This window comes from Candidatus Nitrospira nitrificans (assembly GCF_001458775.1).
GTDB lineage: Bacteria > Nitrospirota > Nitrospiria > Nitrospirales > Nitrospiraceae > Nitrospira_D > Nitrospira_D nitrificans.
The window spans coordinates 134,429-154,348 of sequence record NZ_CZPZ01000035.1; the positions used below are offsets into that span (position 1 = coordinate 134,429).

The 19,920-nt window shown below is 55.7% G+C and carries 21 protein-coding genes; 3 read left to right on the forward strand and 18 right to left on the reverse strand.

The window, feature by feature from the left end; all coding sequences use genetic code 11:
• Positions 1–14: 14 nt before the first annotated feature.
• Both COMA2_RS18685 and COMA2_RS18690 read right to left on the reverse strand, forming a co-directional pair.
• Complete coding sequence (locus tag COMA2_RS18685) at positions 15–1,505, reverse strand: DUF7125 family protein (protein ID WP_090902074.1); 1,491 nt, start codon at positions 1,503–1,505, stop codon at positions 15–17.
• A complete protein-coding gene (locus tag COMA2_RS18690; RefSeq protein WP_090902077.1) occupies positions 1,502–1,927 on the reverse strand; it encodes a hypothetical protein in 426 nt (141 codons plus the stop codon). Before COMA2_RS18690 ends, COMA2_RS18685 begins: the two co-directional genes overlap by 4 nt.
• A 707-nt stretch (positions 1,928–2,634) precedes the next feature.
• Here COMA2_RS18690 and COMA2_RS18695 point away from each other — a divergent pair.
• Positions 2,635–3,306 carry a hypothetical protein gene (locus tag COMA2_RS18695; RefSeq protein ID WP_139077495.1) on the forward strand — a complete coding sequence of 224 codons (672 nt, stop codon included), beginning with the start codon at positions 2,635–2,637 and terminating at the stop codon, positions 3,304–3,306.
• 14 nt (positions 3,307–3,320) lie between these two features.
• Here the strand turns inward: COMA2_RS18695 and COMA2_RS18700 are convergent, their stop codons facing one another.
• The 10 genes from COMA2_RS18700 to COMA2_RS18745 all read right to left on the reverse strand — a co-directional run bounded on the left by COMA2_RS18700 (position 3,321) and on the right by COMA2_RS18745 (position 10,840).
• Positions 3,321–3,554 (reverse strand): hypothetical protein, encoded by a 234-nt coding sequence (locus COMA2_RS18700; protein WP_090902084.1) that lies wholly within the window; start codon positions 3,552–3,554, stop codon positions 3,321–3,323.
• A 173-nt stretch (positions 3,555–3,727) separates the two neighbouring features.
• On the reverse strand, positions 3,728–4,159 hold the full coding sequence (locus COMA2_RS18705; RefSeq protein ID WP_139077497.1) for a hypothetical protein: 432 nt from the start codon (positions 4,157–4,159) through the stop codon (positions 3,728–3,730).
• Positions 4,160–4,261: 102 nt separating this feature from the next.
• The gene (locus tag COMA2_RS18710) at positions 4,262–4,591 is read right to left on the reverse strand and encodes a ribonuclease H-like domain-containing protein (protein ID WP_090902089.1); all 330 of its coding nucleotides are present in this window, start codon (positions 4,589–4,591) and stop codon (positions 4,262–4,264) included.
• 74 nt (positions 4,592–4,665) lie between these two features.
• Entirely contained in the window at positions 4,666–5,835 is a 1,170-nt protein-coding gene (locus COMA2_RS18715; RefSeq protein ID WP_175304728.1) for an outer membrane beta-barrel protein, read from the reverse strand.
• Complete coding sequence (locus tag COMA2_RS20385; RefSeq protein ID WP_175304729.1) at positions 5,804–6,073, reverse strand: BON domain-containing protein; 270 nt, start codon at positions 6,071–6,073, stop codon at positions 5,804–5,806. Before COMA2_RS20385 ends, COMA2_RS18715 begins: the two co-directional genes overlap by 32 nt.
• A gap of 262 nt (positions 6,074–6,335) precedes the next feature.
• Positions 6,336–7,190 carry an SDR family oxidoreductase gene (locus COMA2_RS18725; RefSeq protein WP_090902098.1) on the reverse strand — a complete coding sequence of 285 codons (855 nt, stop codon included), beginning with the start codon at positions 7,188–7,190 and terminating at the stop codon, positions 6,336–6,338.
• Positions 7,191–7,287: 97 nt separating this feature from the next.
• A complete protein-coding gene (locus tag COMA2_RS18730) occupies positions 7,288–7,551 on the reverse strand; it encodes a GlsB/YeaQ/YmgE family stress response membrane protein (RefSeq protein ID WP_090902101.1) in 264 nt (87 codons plus the stop codon).
• A gap of 464 nt (positions 7,552–8,015) precedes the next feature.
• The gene (locus tag COMA2_RS18735; protein ID WP_090902104.1) at positions 8,016–8,963 is read right to left on the reverse strand and encodes a hypothetical protein; all 948 of its coding nucleotides are present in this window, start codon (positions 8,961–8,963) and stop codon (positions 8,016–8,018) included.
• A 571-nt stretch (positions 8,964–9,534) separates the two neighbouring features.
• Entirely contained in the window at positions 9,535–10,020 is a 486-nt protein-coding gene (locus tag COMA2_RS18740; protein ID WP_175304730.1) for a hemerythrin domain-containing protein, read from the reverse strand.
• Between the two features lie 208 nt (positions 10,021–10,228).
• Positions 10,229–10,840, reverse strand: coding sequence for a cysteine hydrolase family protein (locus COMA2_RS18745; RefSeq protein WP_090902110.1), 612 nt, complete (start codon positions 10,838–10,840; stop codon positions 10,229–10,231).
• Between the two features lie 195 nt (positions 10,841–11,035).
• Between COMA2_RS18745 and COMA2_RS19925 the strand changes: the two genes are divergently transcribed.
• Positions 11,036–14,281, forward strand: a complete 3,246-nt coding sequence (locus tag COMA2_RS19925) for a PAS domain S-box protein (RefSeq protein ID WP_139077499.1) — start codon at positions 11,036–11,038, stop codon at positions 14,279–14,281.
• A gap of 36 nt (positions 14,282–14,317) precedes the next feature.
• Here COMA2_RS19925 and COMA2_RS18770 read toward each other — a convergent pair whose 3' ends face one another.
• The 6 genes from COMA2_RS18770 to COMA2_RS18795 form a co-directional block, all read right to left on the reverse strand.
• Positions 14,318–15,424 carry a YihY/virulence factor BrkB family protein gene (locus COMA2_RS18770; protein WP_090902113.1) on the reverse strand — a complete coding sequence of 369 codons (1,107 nt, stop codon included), beginning with the start codon at positions 15,422–15,424 and terminating at the stop codon, positions 14,318–14,320.
• A 152-nt stretch (positions 15,425–15,576) separates the two neighbouring features.
• On the reverse strand, positions 15,577–16,773 hold the full coding sequence (locus COMA2_RS18775) for a DUF1207 domain-containing protein (protein ID WP_090902115.1): 1,197 nt from the start codon (positions 16,771–16,773) through the stop codon (positions 15,577–15,579).
• 198 nt (positions 16,774–16,971) lie between these two features.
• Positions 16,972–17,193: a CsbD family protein gene (locus tag COMA2_RS18780; protein ID WP_090902118.1), complete on the reverse strand. Its 222-nt coding sequence runs from the start codon at positions 17,191–17,193 to the stop codon at positions 16,972–16,974.
• Positions 17,194–17,354: 161 nt separating this feature from the next.
• Entirely contained in the window at positions 17,355–17,903 is a 549-nt protein-coding gene (locus COMA2_RS18785) for a ferritin-like domain-containing protein (protein WP_090902120.1), read from the reverse strand.
• Positions 17,904–18,072: 169 nt separating this feature from the next.
• A complete protein-coding gene (locus COMA2_RS18790; protein ID WP_217490829.1) occupies positions 18,073–18,471 on the reverse strand; it encodes a CBS domain-containing protein in 399 nt (132 codons plus the stop codon).
• Between the two features lie 119 nt (positions 18,472–18,590).
• Entirely contained in the window at positions 18,591–19,073 is a 483-nt protein-coding gene (locus tag COMA2_RS18795; protein ID WP_090902125.1) for a PRC-barrel domain-containing protein, read from the reverse strand.
• 365 nt (positions 19,074–19,438) lie between these two features.
• Between COMA2_RS18795 and COMA2_RS18800 the strand changes: the two genes are divergently transcribed.
• Positions 19,439–19,810 (forward strand): hypothetical protein, encoded by a 372-nt coding sequence (locus tag COMA2_RS18800; protein WP_090902129.1) that lies wholly within the window; start codon positions 19,439–19,441, stop codon positions 19,808–19,810.
• Positions 19,811–19,920: the final 110 nt, after the last annotated feature.

Sequence of the window (19,920 nt, forward strand, 5' to 3'; positions counted from 1 at the left end):
GAGCAAAGCCTGGTTCATTCCGGCTTCCGGATTCGTCTCGGCGCGCCGCTCATCAACCCTTCATAGCCGGTGAGTCCGTTTCCGATCACGAGGCCCTCGTTCGTCACTTCATAGAGCCTCAATTCCTTGCTGTGTTGGCTCCCGCGTAATTTGATGACGCTCAACATGCGTTGGATCTTCCCGTCGAGTTCGATGTAGCGATGGAGCAGAATCCCGTCTGTCAAAAAGGCGGTCCCATGCGGGCTGAATCGCAAATCGACGTACGAGTCCGCCAATTCCACCGTCAAGAGCAGCGTAATCCCCATGGCGGTGAGCATCGCCACCATGCGGTGCAACGTTTCCCGAAAATCTTCACGAAAATGCGGCGCGAGCGCCAGTTCCAAGCCTGAGAGCGAGTCGATGACCACGCGTTTCACCCCATGCTCGTTCACCAGGGTGCGAACCTCTTCCAAGGTTTCATCCAGGGATAGGTCGAGCGGGCGCAAATACAACACGTGCAGCAGACCGTCCTGAATATGCCGAGCCAGGGACCGGCCCAAGGAGTTCGCTTTGAGGTAATCCGATGGTCGCTTCTCGAAGACAGCGAGCAGTCCCGGCTCGCGCCGGGAGAGGCCCTCCGCGAGAAATTGCATGGACAGAATCGTTTTCCCCGAGCCGGACGGCCCGGCGATAAGCATGGAGGATCCCATCGGAATCCCGCCGTTCATCATGTCATCCAGCCCCCGCACACCGGTGGAAAGTCGATCGATCTTCGCGGGCAACATCTCGATCCTCCGTTGCTCGTCCGCGCTGATATCAAGGGGAATCGGGAGGCGTGGAAACACGGTAATGCCTTTCTCGGTAATCCGGAGGGTATGGAGGCCAGGCACCGACGCTTGGCCACGCATCTTCACCACCTGCAGCTTTCGCACGATGGCATTCCGTTCTTTGCTTTGAGAGAGCCATAGCACGCCGTCAGCCACCGTGAAGATCGGATTGTCCTCCTGTTCGGAATCCAGGTATTCTCCGACCAGGAACGTCGTCGCCTGCCACGACGTTAAATGCAACGCCAGCCGTTGGACGAACGCCTGCAAGGACAATTCCGCCTCCCCCTGTTTCGAGGCGCGAATGACGGATCGAAAGGAATCCACGACCACCAGGCTGGGATTCGCGGCTTCCACTTCCGTTACGATCTTGTCCAACACCTTTCCCAATCCTGCCGCCAACACATCGTGTGGAATGGAGAGAAAGCGCAAGCTGGAATTGATCTTGGATGGATCAAAGAAATCGAACTGCTGCTGATAGCGAAGCAGCTTCAACGGAGGTTCGCCCAAGACCGTGATGTAGCGAGCCGGCCGCTCAGGCGTGGCGAGGGCAAAGGAGATTTGCTGGACCAGCGTCGTCTTCCCGGCTCCTGGTCCGCCCGCGAGCAGGTTGAACGAAAACTCGGGAAGCCCACCGCCGAGCACTTCGTTGAGCCCGGGAACTCCGGTATCGAGTTGGACGATCGGCACTCTCTCATTCATGCCTGACTCTCCTCTGGATCGGAGGTGCGCAGATTCGGCCATGCCTCCTGTAATAATTGTTTGGTGACCCGTGGGCCGATAAATGTGGCCAGTAACTCGAGATGGATCCCGAGCAATTCCACGGAAGCCTCATGCGCGACCTCGGCAGGTTGCGCTTGCAGGCACCGGCTCACTTCTGAGAGCAAGATATCCAAATCGGCATTCCGAGCGTCTGAGAAAAACGGAAAGGTGGTCTCGGTTAATCGCAGACTTCGACGGAACAAACCCACGCTTCCGGCGTTACCCAAGACGGCGGATATACATGCGAGCAACCTCGTATAGATGCGTTCCGCCGAAGCCGCGACCTCTTGTGGCGCGTGGGCAGTACGTGGCTCCTGCGTCATGATTTGGCGAGCCGTCTGACGAAACTGCGATGGTGTCATTGCCGAGCAAACCTTAATGGTTCAAGAAATTCTCATCCCGTTGATGTGAATGCCCAGATTACAGGACAAGGAAGCTGGTTCATCGTCGACTACCGAGTGGTTCGTAAATATAAGCACCAGTTCTGGGGAACGGTTCAGACTTTTTGCATGGAACATAATCCTTCGAAACGCCGTGAAGAGATGCGTAGTTTACCATGTTTATAGTTCCTCCCCCCCCCCCAGAAAATTTCAGGGCTAGGGGATTTCCTAGTCCGCATTAAACTTCCCCCCATGCGCATTCCTAGTAGGACCTCACTTGGATGTTCCGTTATGATGGATACGGCCAGTCAGAGTGGAAGCCATGCCGGAAAGCGGGCGACAGGCTGTCATTGGGTTGGTCATAATTGCAATACGGGCGAGGCTGAGCTACAAACCCCATAAAGAAGGAGAAGCCCATGCCGGGAATGTTTGGAGCGCATCCTCCGCTCATGTTGATCGCTATTGCGATCGTGGTTCTCGCGATCGTGGTCTTCGCCTTGATGACCGCTGGTTATTGAGTGAATGGTTTGAGAATCGGATGGCAGCGTGGGCGATTGATCGCCGTTCGTCATAGTCTTGTCTCCAACGTGTTCCGCGACAATGTCGACCGATCTCGAAGCAGCTGAGCATACGGATGCGCGGTGAACTGTCGCTCATGCATCGGTTCACAGGTCACGAGGAGCATGCTCGTGCCGCCCCGCGCCGTCGCTTGTCAGGATCTCATGAAGATTTTGGTTCTCTCTATTCTCACCCTGTTGATCTCGGGATGCGCGCTTGAACAGGAAGTGTCACGCACTCCCCGGACGGCGGTCGAGCAGGTCCTGTTGACGCAGGCGGTTGAGCAAGCCCTGGAGAATCTGTCGATACGACTGCCCGAGGGCGTCAATGTGGACGTGGATGCGACAGGGCTCGAAAGTGATCGGTCCCGACTTCGCAAGACAAATGCGGACCTCGGCGCGATCGATCGTCCGTCGCGCGACATTTTCTATATTCGAGACCTCGTGGCCGCCGAGTTGGGACGACGAGGCTATCGCGTCTCCGCGCGAGACACCGACTCCCCATATTTGGTTCGCGTGATGGCGGAATCGTTCGGGACAATGCAAGGCACCGTATTCGTCGGCATGCCGCCGGTTCAGAGCCTGTTGATTCCCTTCTCGCTCCCCGAACTCACGCTCTACAAGAACCAGAGCCAAAGCGGCTATGCTCGCCTGCATGTGGATTTCTACGATAATCGGACCGGTGAGTTTCTCGGTTCGACTCCTAAATTGGTCGGACGAGCGTTTTACAATCAGTACACGGTGCTGTTTTTCGCGACCTGGCACCGCACCGATGTGACGGCCCCGCCCGTAGCGGGGAAGTAAAGGTCCGTGAGGAATCAGCGTAAATCGATCAATGCTTTGGCCTTTTGCACCGCGGCCAATTCCGCGGCTTCTCGGGAAGGGAAGCTCCCGTCCGCCAGGCCTGTCACGGACTTTGTCTTTGGTTTGCCGGCTTCCACGATGGAGTATCGACATACCCATGCTGCATCGGCTTGTTGATGCGAATTCACGACGATCTGGTGTTCCCTGTAGTCGATGGATGCCGCAGGTCGAGATGATTTATCGTTCATAGTTCCCTCTTCTTTTGCGGACTTCATGCTCAGTGACGTTCTTGATTTTCCTATGGCTACACGCCGCAGCTTATCGGCTATCGAAACCATCGTTAACCGGATGCCGGCCGATCGACTGGATTCGCGCACTTGATTGTCGCGCATGACATCGGCCGACGTCAGGACAGGACAGGTCACCGCTTGGAAGGTTTGATGTGGGTAGGAATGCCGGCCGAATCCACCGTAGCCTCCACGGTTTCACCCATCTGGATCATGGAAGGCATTTCGGTGTCTTTCGTGGATTTGAGTATCACTTCATGGCCGTCCGACTCTCGCACGATAAATGTCTCGCCTTGGATGGAAAGGACTTGGCCTTTGATCGTGCCTGGGCCGGAGGGCTTCGACCGTACCCGGCTCGGATCAATCAACGGGCGTCCAGGCTCGCCGGTGCCTCGATTGCCGAGACCCAATCGTGGATTCTGTTCATCAGGCCGTCCACCCGTGACCGGACTCTTCCCGCCACCTGGCGCGATCGTGGATGGCTCCGTCGCGGCCTGGACATCCATCCCCCCTAGTAGGACCAAACCGACTGCTGTTCCCAGCCATCTTCTCCACATAGCACGCATCGCCCCCTCCACGAATTCACCTCCACAATTACTACCAAGATAGGCATTTGTGGTCTCGTAAAGAACCTAGGGCGTGGACAAGTGGTCTGTTTCCACACTCGATCAAACGGCATCCCTCCTCTTCATTTCTCCTCGATACCACTGAACCATCCGGCAATAAAACCCATCCGCCAACGGTTCTAAATTCATGCAATCCGCCTGATTGTAGGCCAAGAGGCGCGTCCTTGCTGCTTGATCCCGGCGATGGCGCCAGCGATTCCACAGTAGGACGGCATCTGATCCGGTCATTCCCCGCAGTTGAGATTCGCGTTGCAGGCCGAACTGCAGCTCAATGGCCTTCAGACCCCCTCGATAGCCAAGCTGTCTGCCGATCATACAGAGATCGAGGTGTGGCTGGTCCAATGGCAGGTCGGGAAAGGCGGCAAGCAACATGGGCACGGCCCCATGCGATAAGATAGCGCGACTGCCGAGCCGGAGTCGATGCGTTCACTTTGTCGTCAGGATGTTTATGAATCGTATGCCCATAAAAAGCCGACCCACGCCACATGTTGGTCGGCTACGAGACGAGAGACGGCGGTCGTTTGGTCGTTCTTAAAGAACCCCCCCTCGGGACCGGTGGAACGATCGAACCGATATTCCAAGCGAACGATCAATTCGTGACAACCGATGTGCCTCCTGTAGCCGAGCGTTGAGGTGACGCCCACCAACAGCTGGCGAGCCTGCGTGAGGATGCCGTCTCGATCCCAAAAGACTTCAGGACGGAAGCCGATCGTCCAAGGACCGCCCAGGTCATACTGTGTAAACAGGGCGGAGGCCATCCAGAATCGACGCGGGTTGGCGGGCTCATCGGCGGTTCGTTCTGTCCCGATGTCGTACGTAAGCGCCACGGTCCAGTCCTGAGCGCGCCACTGGAGAGTGCTGTCCGAAAAGAAGCGCCAGAATTTCATCCCGGTGTTCGTTTGATCCGGGCCATAATACACGTTTTGATACCAGGTGAGGCGCGTCGCGATCCGCCAGTCGAGTTCGGCCGCGAAACTTGGCAGATCATTGGAATGGGCCAGATGGTGAAACCCGTTCAGCGCATGCAACCCGACATCGACGTTGGGGGTAACGGTATAGCGCCCTCCGACGGCGAACATGAAATTGGGATTGAAGTCGGTCAAGTAGGCACGCGTGTAATTGAAGTTGTTCTTGGCATAGAAGGATTCGTAATTAATGAATCCCTTGATAAGGCCGCCGGTGAACTCCAACCCCTTCCCGATGGGGGCCAGATAACTGACATTGGCACGCGCCAGATGTCGGAGCGCATCGGCCCCTGACATCGGATGTTCGTGTGGGACCAGATCCTCGGTGTCGTACCCGCCTTGGGCGGCCAACTCCATGCCCCAGCGAGATTGCTCATTGGGTTCTTTTCTCAAGTAGGCCAAGGCCATGTTCGGGGACAATATATTGGTCCGCTCAGTCGTCTCCTTGCTACGCCACCGATGGTTGTCCGGCAAGTTAGCGTTGATGCCGTAAGAGACATCCAGATAGGCCCCATAATGCCAAGATCGCTCGGTCTCAGCGGCATGGGACAGAGAAGCAGCGAGCAGCAGCCCGCCTCCCATCAACAGAAAGACATGCACCGAGTCGCAGGGCTCGATCTTAGGGGATGACTTGAAGTTTATTGATGACACGTCGTACACCCGGAATCCGGCTCGCGATCCGGCCGGCCTGTATGTGCTCTTCTCTATTCTCGACTTCGCCACTGAGGTATGCGGTTCCTTCCTCAACATACACGTCCACTCGTTGAAGGTTGACCGACTGCTCCTCGATGAAACGGGACGTGATCGCGCTGGAAATGTCTGCATCCTGAGGGGAATGACGACAGGAGAGCGACAGCAGCATGGAAAGAATCAGCAAGGAAACAGGCATACGGGGAGGTAGATCACGACGCGTCCATCCACGCCAACTAGGGGATGCCCGAGCCTCGTGCGCGATCTGTTGCCTTTTTTCACCCTCCGCTTGCTGGCACTCATCGAAGAGTTTTTCAATTTTCCGGTGATCCGCGTTTCGGCATTTGTTTCGCATCGGAAGCGGCATCTTCGTTGTCGACGTTTTGGCTTTATGAGTGCTTGAATTTCTGCTGGGACATGACGGTCTTCTTTCTCTGTTGTGTTGTTAATTGCATGATCGACTAACCGTTTATGACCGTTCCTCCGTTCGGGTGTAAAACTTGTCCCGTCATGTAAGAGGCATCCTGCGTGGCTAAAAACACGTAACAAGGAGCGATTTCTTCCGGCTGGCCGGCACGTTTCATCGGGACGTCCGATCCGAACGTGGCGACTTTGTCCGGAGGAAAGGTCGAGGGGATCAACGGTGTCCAAACCGGACCTGGAGCGACGGCGTTGACGCGAATCTTCTTCTCGGAAAGTGACAGGGCCAATGATCTTGTGAACGAGACGATGGCACCCTTAGTCGAGGAATAGTCCAGTAGCTGAGGGCTTCCCTTATAAGCCGTGACGGACGTAGTATTGATGATGTTGGCTCCTTCCCCAAGATGGGGAACCGCCGATTGGGCCATGAAGAAATAAGAAAAGATATTCGTGCGAAATGTCCGCTCGAGCTGAGCTGGTGTGATGTTTTCGAGGCTGTCTTGAGGTTCCTGCTGAGCGGCATTGTTAACCAAGACGTCCAAATGCCCGAACTCGGCCAGAACCGTGCGCACGACGCTCATGCAATGCTCGTGGCTCCCCACATCGCCGGGTATGAGGATGCAACGTCGCCCTTCCTGTTCGACCATGCGTTGGGTTTCTTCCGCATCTTTATGCTCGTCGAGGTATGCGATGGCGAGATCCGCTCCTTCGCGCGCAAAGGCCACGGCGACAGCCCGACCGATCCCGCTATCACCACCAGTGATGAGAGCGATCTTCCCATTCAACTTGCCCGTACCGTGATGTGCGCGGTTCTCTACCTTGGGCCGAGGCGTCATCTCAGATTCGATACCTGGTTGTCGTGTTTGTTGTTGAGGGGGACGTTGTTGTTCCGGCATGAGCTGCTCCTTTCTAAATAAATGGTGACATGCGCGCCTTATTTTCGGCCTCGTCCGTACAATACGTCCTGATTCCACTTCTTTATCGGCCACAATCTCAGCTTCCTCCCACACTAGGAGATCCGCTCATTTTGCGATAGGCGAATAACAGCAAAATAGCCCCAATTACGGCCATGATGAAACCGACTGGATCGCTTTCCTCATACCAACCAAGCCCACGGCCGATAAAACCCCCGATCAGTGCGCCTGCAATCCCAAGAAGGATCGTCACGAACATCCCCCCAGGGTCGCGCCCAGGCATTAACAGCTTCGCCACCACGCCGACCATCAATCCAAATAGAATCCACCCCATAATTGACATGTGTCTCTCCTTGCTTTCCGGCATTTACATGAATGCATGTTTGGAAAATGCCGATAGTATTTCCCGCGCCGGCCGTTGCGAACTCGATCACACAGCCGCCCCTCACGATTCGATAAACATCCAGCGAGCCCGAAATATTTCAGTGAGTCTATCCACCGTTCGCGACTGCCGTACAATCGCACAGGTCCGCTCGATCAACTACTCGGCCGGTGGAGGAAGCGCAGGTCTACGAATTGATGGCCCTACTCGAAGGTGGCATTTCTCCACATCCTCCGTCCGTACCCCCGTGTACGTCCGTTTCGACGGCATAACCATAGCCATGAGTGTGACTACGCCCAACGTCTGAAAGGATGGTACGAGACACTGGAGCTGAACTCGGGACCGACGATGCATCCGTCGGTCCCGGTTCGAATGAGGATGCAGTCCAACGCCTCCCTACAAAATAATGTGATTCCGGTCAAATCCTAGAAGTGAACACCCAGCCCTCCCACGAAGTGGCTCGCCTTGTAATTGCCCGAGATACCCCCGGAACCGCCGACCGACGCGGGGGTTCCGTACTGTGCAAAATCGAAACCGGCATAGTTGAACTTGTATTCGCCGAAGATCGACACGTTGCGATGCACGAAATATTTCACCCCGGCCAGCGCGTTGATACCGACTTCACCATTTTCTGAACTCGATGCAAACTGATTGGACGTCTCGGCAAAGAATATCGCCGGACCGGCGCCGGCATAGACTTGTAGCGGGCACCGTGCATTCTCGGCTTCCGGCGACCAATCATCATCGTAATGCCGGCCATCCTTATCGTAATCGTAATGCCCACCGTCCTTACCGTAATGTCGACCATTCTTGTCGTGGACCGTCGGGTGGCGCGTGGGATCATGGCGATCGCGATCGTCACAGGCCAGTCTTTTTCTCGCAATCACATTGATGGCCACCGTGGAAACGCGGAGATTGGATCCATCCGCAAAGCCGTTTTGCCGCTCCAAATGCGGCGAGGTGCTGAATCCTTCCAGTTCAAACCCCAGCCAATTTAATTTGCGGGTCGGGAGGAAGTACCCGGCTTTCATACCGTATACCGCCGAGTTGGCCAGGTCTAAACTTTCGACACCTGTCCCCGAGAGCGTTCCTGTGCCATCGACGTTCGTAAAACTATGCCCCAACGTGAATCCACCGAAGCCGGCTACGTAGGATTCGCCCTCGTGTTTCCGATGCACAACCCGCTCTGTCACCACGATTCGATCGTGCGGCCCGCGCTCTTCCACTACGCCTCCATCACGCTGTATCGTACGCTCCGTCCCTGGGTCGACGGTTGGGGACCGATCCGGAAAGGTCGTCTGCGCATATGAGAGCGAGACTCCCGCCAGGATGCTGAGAACCCCGGATAGAAGAACCCTTGTCATTGATTTCATAAAGAACCTCCCGTTAAACATGTCATGAAGAGTGTGTCAGCGCTTGCGCAGGGAGGTTAGCAAGATGCACGCCTTTGCGGCCTTGACTCGTGGCGATAATGACTTTCGATGAAATGTCACCGGTTTGCACCGACAGTATCAAAAAATAAGGCCGTCACAACCGATGGGAACGCACCGACGATTCAAGATAGAGAGGATAAACTGTCCGAATCGCGCACAATATCCATCCGGACCATAGCTCTGAAAGCCTCATATGCCAGAATGCGCGGGAGGCTCGTAATCGCCGGGTGGTGACATTCACACGATCTTGGCTTCTAAACCGGAAACGGCGGGAGGAATTCTGCGAATCCAAATTGAGCAATCGTAGCGGGGGAGTAACGTCCTCTGCCTCGAACCAGCGAGAGGTTGGGGATGACATTGGGATTGGCAATTACGAAGTCGCCGGACAGACAGATAGTCGCTCCATAATAATAGACCCCGAATAATAGAGCCCGCTCAAGTTGACCAGGACAATATGGAGAGGGTAAGCCGCTTCTCCCAGGCTGTTCTGAAAGAAGCGGCTCTTATAATTCTAACTTTTCGAGAAGGGCTTCTTGCCTCCGGTGAGTTTGGTCACCACGGTGTCCTTCCGCTTTAGTACGGCAGCCTCCAGCGCTTCCCAATCGATGTCGCTCTTTTGTGCCGCAGGCAACATCTCCCCTTCTTCTTCCTCGATATGGTGCTTCACCAATTCAGCCAGTACTTTGAACTTGGCCTGAAACACTGCATCGTGGGGTTTGAGTTTCTTGAGTTCCTTGATCAGGACATGGACGAGATGGTGCTCCTCAAGCGCCTCATTCATCTTCTCATCTTCGTCGATGTGTTCTCGAATGGCCGGGTAGATCAGTTTTTCCTCCAAGTCGGCATGGACTTCGAGCTCCATAATGGCGGTGGCTGCGATGTCCGCCTGCTCTTTCCCCTCAGCCGATTCGAACTCTTCGAACAGACCTTTTACCTTTTCATGATCCTCTTTCAACATCTCTATCACTCCTGCTGCCAATGCTGTATTGCCTGTCATAGGACCTCCCATATTTTTAACGTCAGATGAATTCGGCCACCGACATCCCAACTTTCCTACCCTAACGGCATTTCGATGGCCGTCATACTAGGGAAGCCCATAGGAAAAAAATCGCTGGCTCCTCGATAATCTCAGAATCGAGTAAGGGGGGACTGACCGTCACCGTCCAGATCTCGGCGAAGCCAGCGAGGGGCATGGCGTTCCAGCGTCACCGGATCCAGTTGCGAAGAATCGTTTCCGTCTCTACCGGCTCAACCTGACCGCGGTAGCGCTGGTGATAGAGATCGATTGCGGCATCATGAGCTTCGTCGGACGAACTACATAAGGCATCTTTAGCCAAAACAACCCGATATCCTAGGTCAACCGCTCCCAGAACGGTGGCAAGCACGCACACATCCGTTTCCCCGCCGGATATGATCAGGGTCGTGACGCCCCGTTTTTGCAAACGTTGATGGAGATCGGTTTCCATCCAGGGTCCATAGACATGCTTATCGATGACAGCAGCAGGCGGTGTGAACCGGGCTAAGGCAGGGACGAGTTCCAGCATGTCCGCGCCTAGATTTTCCACTGTCATTGAGGCCCAACACTCGTAGTATTGTTTCCACATCCCCTGCCCTTGACCTGCTCTGTGCGCGGGAATGAAGCGGGTGAACATCGTTTTCTCTGGTTGGTATTTCACGAGGGCCGTGACTTGCGGCAAGACTTTTGCCGACCACGGCATCATCCATTCGGTGGGCTCGGCAAACATGCGCTGCATGTCCACGCACAGATGGACGGTATTCCTGCCTAAAGATCCAGAAATACGGTTATCTTCTGTCATGGATGAACGTATTCTCGTTTGCGTCAGGCGGTCTACTAGGTGTTTGCCTTGCACTTGGTTTTAGACGGAACTCCCGCCGCATTTGGCATTGATCTTCATCAATAACGGCCCGTACAATTACGAGCTGAAGACCGTGTCCCTAGGTCTTAGGTGCCTAAGCAATGATGTCTTTTTCTCCGAAAGACGCGCACAGGCATGGCGGTGTCTTCAGCACTCAGCAGACATAGCGCGCTGATTTTAGTCGTCGACGCTGTCGAGGCGATCCGTTATGCCCGCAGCCAAATACTGAGCCAAGCCGGCCACAGTGTGATCGAAGCTTCCACCGGCGAAGAGACGTTGCTCATGACGGCCTCGCATCGACCGGAATTGATCGTCCTTGATATCAGCCTGCCCGGCATCGACGGCCTCGAAGTCTGCCGACGCCTTAAAGCCGATCCCGACACTTCTCACATCATGGTATTGCAGGTCTCCTCTCCGCGCACGTCCAAGATGGAGCTTCCAACCAGGCTTGAAGTCGACGCCGACGGCTATCTGATCGAGCCCATCGATCCGATGGAGTTGCTGGCCACGGTGAACACGCTGCTACGGTTGGCGGATCGTGAGAAAGAAAACCTCAGATTGATCCGGACGGCGAGAGGACGGTTCTTGCATGACGATGCGGGCCATGCCGTTCGCATGACCGGTGTGGAGCAAGACATCACCGTCCGCAAACAAGCGGAAGACAAGCTCGCTCTGTATCGCACCATCATTGCCGCTGCCACCGATGGCATTGCGCTCATCGATCGGAACAGCCGGTACATTGAACAGAACCTCGCCCACCGTATCCTGCTGGGGTATTCCGATGAGGAGATACTTGGCCGGACGCCGGCTCTCTACCTCGGGGAAGAAACATTCCAGCAAGTCGCCGGAGAGTTGATCGATACCGGACGTTTCCGGGGTGAGGTCCGATCACGCCGCAAAGACGGCCGATGGATCGATATCGCCTTATCGGCCTTCGGCATCTATGACGATACAGGCGAGGTGCTGTGTTACGTCGGTATGAAGCGGGACATCACCGAGCAGAAGCGGCAGGAGGCGACGCTGAAAGAGAGCGAAAAACGGTTCCACAATATGGCGGATAACGCTCCGATCATGGTGTGGGTGACGGAACCGGATGGGACATGCTCATTTTTGAGCCGGTCATGGTACGACTTCACCGGCCAGACCCCGGAGACCGGCTTGGGATTCGGATGGACCCATGCCGTCCATGCGGACGACCGCGCATCGGCAGAGCGGACATTTGTCCGAGCGAACAAAACACATGGCGCATTCAGGCTCGAATATCGCTTGCGAAGGCATGACGGGGCCTATCGCTGGGCGATCGATGCCGCCGCGCCTCGGTTCTCGCCTGAAGGGCGATTTCTCGGCTACATCGGGTCCGTCATCGACATCACGGAGCGCAAACAAGGCGAGCAAGCGCTGGCAGAGAGCGAAGAGAAATACAGGCATATGTTTGAAAGCGCCGGGGTGTCGTTGTTTGAAGAAGATTGGTCGAACATCCGACGGTGGTTCGAGGATCTTCGCTCGGAAGGCGTCACGGATCTGAGCGGGTACCTCGATGCGAATCCCGAAAAGGTGGCGATCTCCATTCCACTGATCCGCGTCACGAATGTGAATGAGTACGCGATCAGGCTCTTCCATGCGACGTCGAAAGAGGCGTTGCTCGGCGCCCTCGATCGCATCTTTGCTCCCGAAACGACCGCGGTGTTCAGGGAAGAATTGATCGCATTTTGGGAAGGGCGGGACTTGCACGAACGACCCGCCTCGCTACGCGCGGTCGACGGGCAAAGTCTCTCGGTGTTGTTCACCATCAAGGCGCCCCGTCCCGGAGACGATTGGCGGCGGGTCTTGGTGGCCGTGACGGACGTGACGGCGTTGCGTGAAGCGGAATCGGCGGTTCGTGAAAGCGAGGAACGTTTCCGCACCTTGGCGGACCATATCTCGCAGTTCGCGTGGATGGCCGACGCCAAGGGTTGGCTCTTGTGGTACAACCGGCGCTGGTTCGACTATACGGGCACGACGTTGGAGCAGATGCAAGGTTGGGGATGGAAAGCGGTTCACCATCCCGACCATCTGCAACGCGTGATCGACAAATGGCAAACAGCCCTTGAGGCAGGTGAAGAATGGGAGGACACGTTCCCTTTGCGTGGACGGGACGGCCGATACCGGTGGTTCCTGTCTCGCGCCATGCCGATCCGGGATTCCGACGGGCGGATCGTCCGCTGGTTCGGCACGAACACCGACATCACGGAGTTGCGCGAGGCGGAACTGGCGCAAGCTCAGTTGGCCGCGATCGTGACATCGTCCGATGACGCCATCATCAGCAAAGATTTGAACGGTATCATCACGACCTGGAATCGTGGAGCGGAACGTCTTTTCGGTTACACCGAGCATGAAATCGTGGGTCGCTTGATTACCATCCTTATGCCGCCGGAACGCATTCATGAAGAGCCGGGTATTCTGGCCCGCATCAGGGCGGGAAAATCAGTCGAACATTATGAGACCGTCTGGCGACGAAAGGACGGGACATTGCTCAATATGTCTTTGACCGTGTCTCCCATCAAGGACGAGCACGGTCGAATCACCGGCGCCTGCAAGGTCGCGCGCGACATCACCGACCGAAAACGACAAGAAGCGGAGTTGCGTCGGTGGAAAGACGAGCTGGAGATTCGGGTTCAAGAACGGACCGGCGAATTGCTGGCGACGCAAGGTCGGTTGATGACGGTCACCTCACAACTCAGTCTGACGGAGCAGCGGGAGCGCCGCAAGCTGGCTCGTGATCTCCATGATTATCTGGCGCAGATGCTTGCCGTCGGACAGATGAAAATGAGCATGCTGAAGAAACAGAGTCCGTCCCATCCGGGAAGCGCGACCCTCATGCAGGATTTGGACAAGGTGTTTCAACAGGCCTTGATCTATACGCGCACGCTGATCGCCGAGCTGAGCCCGCCGTCGCTCCAGGATTCCGGTTTACCGGCTGCGCTCACGTGGCTGGGTGAACGATTCGAAAAGGATGGGCTACGGGTGGACATTCAGACCGACTGCGACTCCGTGCCGCTGCCGGAAGAACAGGCGGTGGTGGTGTTTCAGGCCGTGCGCGAGTTGTTGTTCAATGTGATGAAACATGCGGGCGTGGATCGAGCGACCGTGACCGTATCGCTCGGCGTCGGCGATATTTTGCGCGTCGCGGTGTCGGATGGAGGCAAGGGATTGTCGCCTGAGGTATTGCAACGCTCCGCCGAACCCGGCCATCTGGGGCTCGTCAGCGTACGCGAGCGTTTTCGCGCCATGGGCGGCCGAGTTGATCTGGAGTCCCTGGCGGGGAAAGGCACGACGGTGACGCTGGTATTGCCGGTGACAGTCGGTGCCGAAGTGACCGTGAGGCGTCCTTCCGGTGGATGACCACAAGCCGGCTTGAAGTCTGAGGGAACCTCTGAGTTACTTCGCCGACTCGCGTGAAGATCGGAGCAGCGACAGGCCAATCACGGCGAGTCCAAGCCACCAGGGGAATCGCCCAACGGATCCCGACGAGGGAGCCGGTGAAAGAGGGGCTCCAACCCCGGCGAGTGATCCTGAGTGTGTGTGGCTGCCGGTATGTCTACCGGGAGACAGGGGACTCACACCTCCGACATCTTCAGCCTTGTGGGGATCCTCGACCACTGCATTTTCTGACGGGACGATACGCGCCCCGACTGCATTCGCATAGACTTGTGTAAATTCAGCGCCAAACAGCACGATTTGCGCCGAGTAATAGACCCATACGAGCACGATCACAAGGGAGCCGGCCGCCCCATACGCGGAGCCCACGTCGCTCTTACCGAGATACAATCCGATCGCGAATTTCCCGATCGTAAAGAGCAACGCCGTCAGAGCCGCGCCCACCCACACATCACGCCATGCAACGTGCGCATCGGGAAGCACCTTGAACATTAAGGCAAACAGTCCGGTGATGACGGCAAGCGAAATGAGGAGCTCCGATATTTGCAATACAAATTCAGGAGCTGGAAGCCACCCCCCAAACCATTTTCCGAATGCCGACAACGCGGCGCTCAGCGCGAGAGACACCAGAAGCAAAAATGCGGTTCCGAGGAGGGCGGCGACTGACAGAAATCGATCATGGATAAGTCCCCACAGTCCCCGACCCTCTTTGGGCTTGACTCCCCAAATCGAGTTCAAAGAGTCTTGGAGTTGCGCAAAAACTCCAGAGGCGCCGAGAAGCAACGTTCCTGTGGCTAGCACGGTGGCCATGATTCCTGTCGAGGGTTCACTCGCCCGTTGAATCATCTCCTTGATGGCCTCCGCGCTTTGCGGACCCACCAAACTTCCAATCTGTTCTAAGATGTAGCCTTGCCCGGCTTCGCGGCCGAATATGACCCCGACTATCGCAATGATCACGACCAGCAATGGCACCAAGGAGAGGACGGTATAATAGGCGAGCGCCGCTCCGTGACGGGGGACCTTATCGTTGTTCCAGGCGGCAACGGTATCTTTGAACAATGTCCAGAGCTGAGCTGGTTGCAGTAGACTCTTCCACGACGGCGTCATAGTGTCTCCTGTCCTCCTCTTTGTATTCCCTCTTGTCGAGAATGTCAGTCGCCACTATCCCACCATGACAACCTACGATGGACATCTGGGAAAGTCCCTGAACCGACAGGCGCGGGCTGGAGGGTCGACTTGAGAAGAGACCGCGATCGCATTCAATAGAAAAAGTGTAGCCCTACCCCATACCATTCGACCATTCTCCTATAGAACTGCCCGTCCGGAGACGGGCCGAAGTAATACTCGAAAAGCAGCTGTAAGCGGCGATCTCCGATGCGGGCATTTTCAAGCTGCAAGCCCGCCATCAATGAACGCGAGACCGACCAATGTGCCCGTTCATTCGCTTGAAAATCTCCATACGCGACTGGGCGCACACGTCCCTCCAAGAAAGTGACGGGACTGGTCATCTCGATTCCCCACTGGGCCGTTCCGCGCCCGATCTGTGGTTCTCGACGGAGCAACACACCACCGCCGCCATAGACGCGCAACCAGGTTGCAGCGTCATAGGCTATTTTCATATCCAACTCTTCGAAGCTCAGATTGATACGTGTCACCTGGGGGTTATTCAGAATGAATTCGTCTCCGAGATGCGAGCTTTGATGCAGGAGACGCACAAACCCGGACCAGGCATTCGCGCGATAACCGGACACCACTCCTACTCTGTAGTCGGCATTGACCAAATCGATCGATTGTTGCCCGAAATCAAGCAGACTGAATACTCCCGCTTGCACACCGAGTTCCCATTCGCCGCCGAACAGAGCCTTGTTTCGGTAGAGCGCGAATGTTTCACCGAAATTTCCGGCGAATCCTCCGGACAGATCCAACCCCGTCGCAAATGAGCGGTACGCGGCCGAAAAGCGTGGCCACCGGAGATCGGCATGCAGGGGATCGAACAACAGTCCGTGCGGCATCCACTTGGAGGTATGGTTTTCGATGGCGGTGGTTATGGCGCCGCTAGGCTGCTTTTGCGCATCGCCGGCCTGTGGATCACTTATCGAACGCTGTTGGAACTTTTCCGCTGTTTCGCTCCGGATGTCCACCCGTACCACACCGGGAATCCGTTTTATCGCTGCTTCCAATTTCTCACGATCGACCTGCGATCCCGCAACCAGGAGAACCGTGACCATGCCGTCATGTACTTCCAGCGCGGCGTCGCGAAGACCGAACTCATGCTCGAGTGATGAAGCGGTGTACCCCGCGATATACGCATCCTCGACCGTCCCTGCGCCCAGCACATAGGGGAACAATAGAAACCATATCCACAACAGGCTTGCCGTAACGGCGCTCCGTGCCTGGCGGCAGGTAAAGCGGTGATGTGAACGCCGCTCGACCTCAAGACCAGATCGATTACACATTGCGACGTCGCACAATCACTGATGGCATAGCGCGTTGATCCCTACTCCTTCGCTCGCCCGTCCCCTTTTGCCGACAGAACCATGCGACATCGAGCGTACGCTCCTTGTAGGAATCGGACCTGGTGACGGCGGTGACAGGGGGTTGAGCGGCCTGGTCTGCTCGACCAGGCCGCTCGAAGGAAAAGCAAGAAAAGGCAGTTACGGTTTCGCGCCGGCAGAAGGCTTCTCCTTCTCATACCAATCCGTCGTCCATCGGATCACTTCTTCCTTTTTATCGCCGTAGCGTTCTTGAACTCGCCCCATGAATTTATCGTAATCTCCTTCGGCTTGCTTCAAGTCATCGTCGGTGAATGCGCCCCATTTCTTTTTGACTTCTCCTTTAAATTGATTCCACTTGCCCTTGAATTGGTCCGCGTTCATATCTTCCTCCTCATCGATATGGTTATGAATGAAATCCCTTCGGCGCGCTGTGGTCGATGGTGCGCTCCGCATACGCATCGATACCGTATCCGCTTCCGTGCTTCGGTCCCACTAGGGATTCCCATAGATGTGGAGAGCGCACCCCCTTGGTTGTCCATCGGTCATTTGAGGAGACCGACGAGATCCTCCGCATGCTCCTCTTCTTTGGCCAGGATTTCTTCCAAGAGCCTGCGGGTGGTCGGGTCGAAGCTCCTGACATACTCAATCATGTCCCGGTAACTGTCGATGGCAATGCGCTCCGCGATGAGATCTTCCTTGATCATCCCTTCGAGACTCTCACCTTCGATATATTCGGAATGGCTCCGACTGAGCATCCCATCCGGAGAGAGATTCGGTTCGCCGCCTAACTGAACGATCCGCTCCGCCAACTGGTCCGCATGGCCCTGTTCTTCATTCGCATGCTGAAGAAATTCATTTTTCACGCTCTCCGAACTCATTCCCTGAGCCATGAAGTAATGCCGTCGATAACGCAGCACGCAGACGATTTCAGTGGCCAATGCGTCATTGAGCAGTCGCACGACCGTCCTGGAATCTCCATCGTAACCCTGCGTCACAGCGCCTTCTTCGATCTGTTGCCTGGCTCTTCGGCGAATGGTTTCTAAATCGGTGACAAAGGCCGTGCGATCGGTGACCGGGTTTTCCTGTTTCATGGTTTAGCTCCTTATTGAGAAGTTGAAGAGGTCATGCAGCAGTATTCCACCTTTTTTGATTCCTCCACAGGTCAAAGCCCTAGCGCCTGTGCATTTGAGGTGGCGATATGACGGAGACCGCGGAAAATCACGAACCTGCGCGTACACAGATGGTTCTAGACGGTTCTCATCAAGAGAGCACCACTCCGGCTAACTTGCATCGCTCATCAAGAACAGGAAGCCAGGAGAGCCCTCTCTTCATCATCGCTGCGCGCACTGTCCCTAATCTGTCGTACACTCTGGCGCGGAAGGGGATGGGCAACATGACATCACGGAGCAGCGCTGGAGGGGCCCCCTCCAGCCGTTCTTCGGTATATCGATCGAGCTGAAGACGGCTCAACATTCCCACAGGTTCAGAACCGTCGAATACGACGATGTAGTTGCAGCCCGTCTTGCTGAGAATATAGACCGCCTCCTGAATCGTGGAAATGGGACTGAATACCGTGACATCGACCACGATTGCCTCTCTTACGCTCTGACTATTGGATCGGAATTTCCTCCCATAGTCCTGTTCGCTCGACCTCAGCATAACCATTCCCATCACAGTCCCCCCTTCGTACGCATGACCAAGAAGAGTCTTGTTCGCTGCGGACCTTGCTGATGATCGGCAACCTTTATGGCATAAGATTGCTTCATAGCCTCCTGCCCTTATCTGGTCACACCGGCAGGGGCTCTTTCTTTTACGACCACTCCATCCTGTTCCTTCGAAGCCCGGACGGGAATGTTATAAAATTCATAAATGGTGACATGGTAATCCGGGTCGGCGAAGTCCGGCCATTTATCCTTGTTAAACCCAGGGGCCTGCGTTAAGACCTTCTCCTCCAGATCAAGCACGAAATGTTTTCGATCGTTGCTGAGGGTCAACGCTTCCCAGGGAATCGCAAAGTATTTTTCTCCGAGCCCGAGCACCCCTCCAAACGACAGCACGGCGTATCGAACGGAGCCGTCTATTTCATCAATCGCAAAATCTTCGATCTTACCCAGATTCCTACCTTGCAAATTTTGAACAGGTTTCCCGATGATCTTCGTCCCCTTCACAATGTCCGGCAACGTGTGGTCGGCCCAGGACGTTTGTCCGGCACACAACAACAAGCCCGCAACGATCGCACATGTGACGATTTCTTTTTTCATGGTTAGTCCCTCTTGAAATAAGTCTGTACATTTCCCTCTTCATTTCCTGCCGTCATATCCGCAGGATCGCGCTCCTTGCCATGTTCAGTTCGGCTGCCGAAACTAAACGATACTCCCTGGCAGAGTCATGCTCACACTGGGGAAAGCCCTGAGTCGATCGGTCCGCCGTTCGTTATTTGCGACGGCTTCCGCACAGTCTGACTCCTCGATGTCAGGGTGAAGCAAAGCGATTGCGAGAAGCGGGTCAGCTCGCGGCTCCGTGCTAGGGATAGATCCAGGTGCTTGTTCCACATCTCACCCATATAGTTGGCTTACGTGTCAGTAACGGTTGCTCCCCTGCAACCACTTCCTCAAGGAGGTCCAGCATGCGCAGCCTATGCAAACGAATGAGTATAGGATTTCTCACTCTCCTGTGTGGTTTGACGCTTTCGCTCGCGGGTCTGGCTGCTGATAGGGCGGTCTACGACAAGCCGGATGTCGAAGTCCCGGGCACCACGATCTATGGCAAGGTCGTCAAAGTCATGGAGCGCGACGCGGCCAAGCACTCATGGCAAGTGTCGGTAGAGAACGTCGCGACGGGTGAGGTGGTCCAGCTTCATCTCGATAAGACGACTGAGAGGAAGGAGAAGGACCCGGATCCTGCCATTGGAGACAGAGTCGTTGTGAAGTATGATGATAAAAGCAAGCATGCTCTGACTTTTGTGCATGACGTGCAAACCCAACCGATAAAACCGTAGGGCCCCTGATAACAATCAAAAAGCGGTGATTCCGTCTCGTGCTCCCTATCGCCTCGCTCCTCTGAATGTGCCACCACCCAGTGGCTTCGGGGAAGCGAGGCTCCCCCACC

Coding starts and splice junctions, on each gene's coding strand:
- COMA2_RS18685 (WP_090902074.1), bottom strand. CDS start 1,505: ATGAATGAGAGAGTGCCGATCGTCCAACTCGATACCGGAGTTCCCGGG.
- COMA2_RS18690 (WP_090902077.1), bottom strand. CDS start 1,927: ATGACACCATCGCAGTTTCGTCAGACGGCTCGCCAAATCATGACGCAG.
- COMA2_RS18700 (WP_090902084.1), bottom strand. CDS start 3,554: ATGAACGATAAATCATCTCGACCTGCGGCATCCATCGACTACAGGGAA.
- COMA2_RS18705 (WP_139077497.1), bottom strand. CDS start 4,159: ATGCGTGCTATGTGGAGAAGATGGCTGGGAACAGCAGTCGGTTTGGTC.
- COMA2_RS18710 (WP_090902089.1), bottom strand. CDS start 4,591: ATGTTGCTTGCCGCCTTTCCCGACCTGCCATTGGACCAGCCACACCTC.
- COMA2_RS20385 (WP_175304729.1), bottom strand. CDS start 6,073: ATGCCTGTTTCCTTGCTGATTCTTTCCATGCTGCTGTCGCTCTCCTGT.
- COMA2_RS18725 (WP_090902098.1), bottom strand. CDS start 7,190: ATGCCGGAACAACAACGTCCCCCTCAACAACAAACACGACAACCAGGT.
- COMA2_RS18730 (WP_090902101.1), bottom strand. CDS start 7,551: ATGTCAATTATGGGGTGGATTCTATTTGGATTGATGGTCGGCGTGGTG.
- COMA2_RS18735 (WP_090902104.1), bottom strand. CDS start 8,963: ATGAAATCAATGACAAGGGTTCTTCTATCCGGGGTTCTCAGCATCCTG.
- COMA2_RS18740 (WP_175304730.1), bottom strand. CDS start 10,020: ATGACAGGCAATACAGCATTGGCAGCAGGAGTGATAGAGATGTTGAAA.
- COMA2_RS18745 (WP_090902110.1), bottom strand. CDS start 10,840: ATGACAGAAGATAACCGTATTTCTGGATCTTTAGGCAGGAATACCGTC.
- COMA2_RS19925 (WP_139077499.1), top strand. CDS start 11,036: ATGGCGGTGTCTTCAGCACTCAGCAGACATAGCGCGCTGATTTTAGTC.
- COMA2_RS18770 (WP_090902113.1), bottom strand. CDS start 15,424: ATGACGCCGTCGTGGAAGAGTCTACTGCAACCAGCTCAGCTCTGGACA.
- COMA2_RS18775 (WP_090902115.1), bottom strand. CDS start 16,773: ATGTGTAATCGATCTGGTCTTGAGGTCGAGCGGCGTTCACATCACCGC.
- COMA2_RS18780 (WP_090902118.1), bottom strand. CDS start 17,193: ATGAACGCGGACCAATTCAAGGGCAAGTGGAATCAATTTAAAGGAGAA.
- COMA2_RS18785 (WP_090902120.1), bottom strand. CDS start 17,903: ATGAAACAGGAAAACCCGGTCACCGATCGCACGGCCTTTGTCACCGAT.
- COMA2_RS18790 (WP_217490829.1), bottom strand. CDS start 18,471: ATGCTGAGGTCGAGCGAACAGGACTATGGGAGGAAATTCCGATCCAAT.
- COMA2_RS18795 (WP_090902125.1), bottom strand. CDS start 19,073: ATGAAAAAAGAAATCGTCACATGTGCGATCGTTGCGGGCTTGTTGTTG.
- COMA2_RS18800 (WP_090902129.1), top strand. CDS start 19,439: ATGCGCAGCCTATGCAAACGAATGAGTATAGGATTTCTCACTCTCCTG.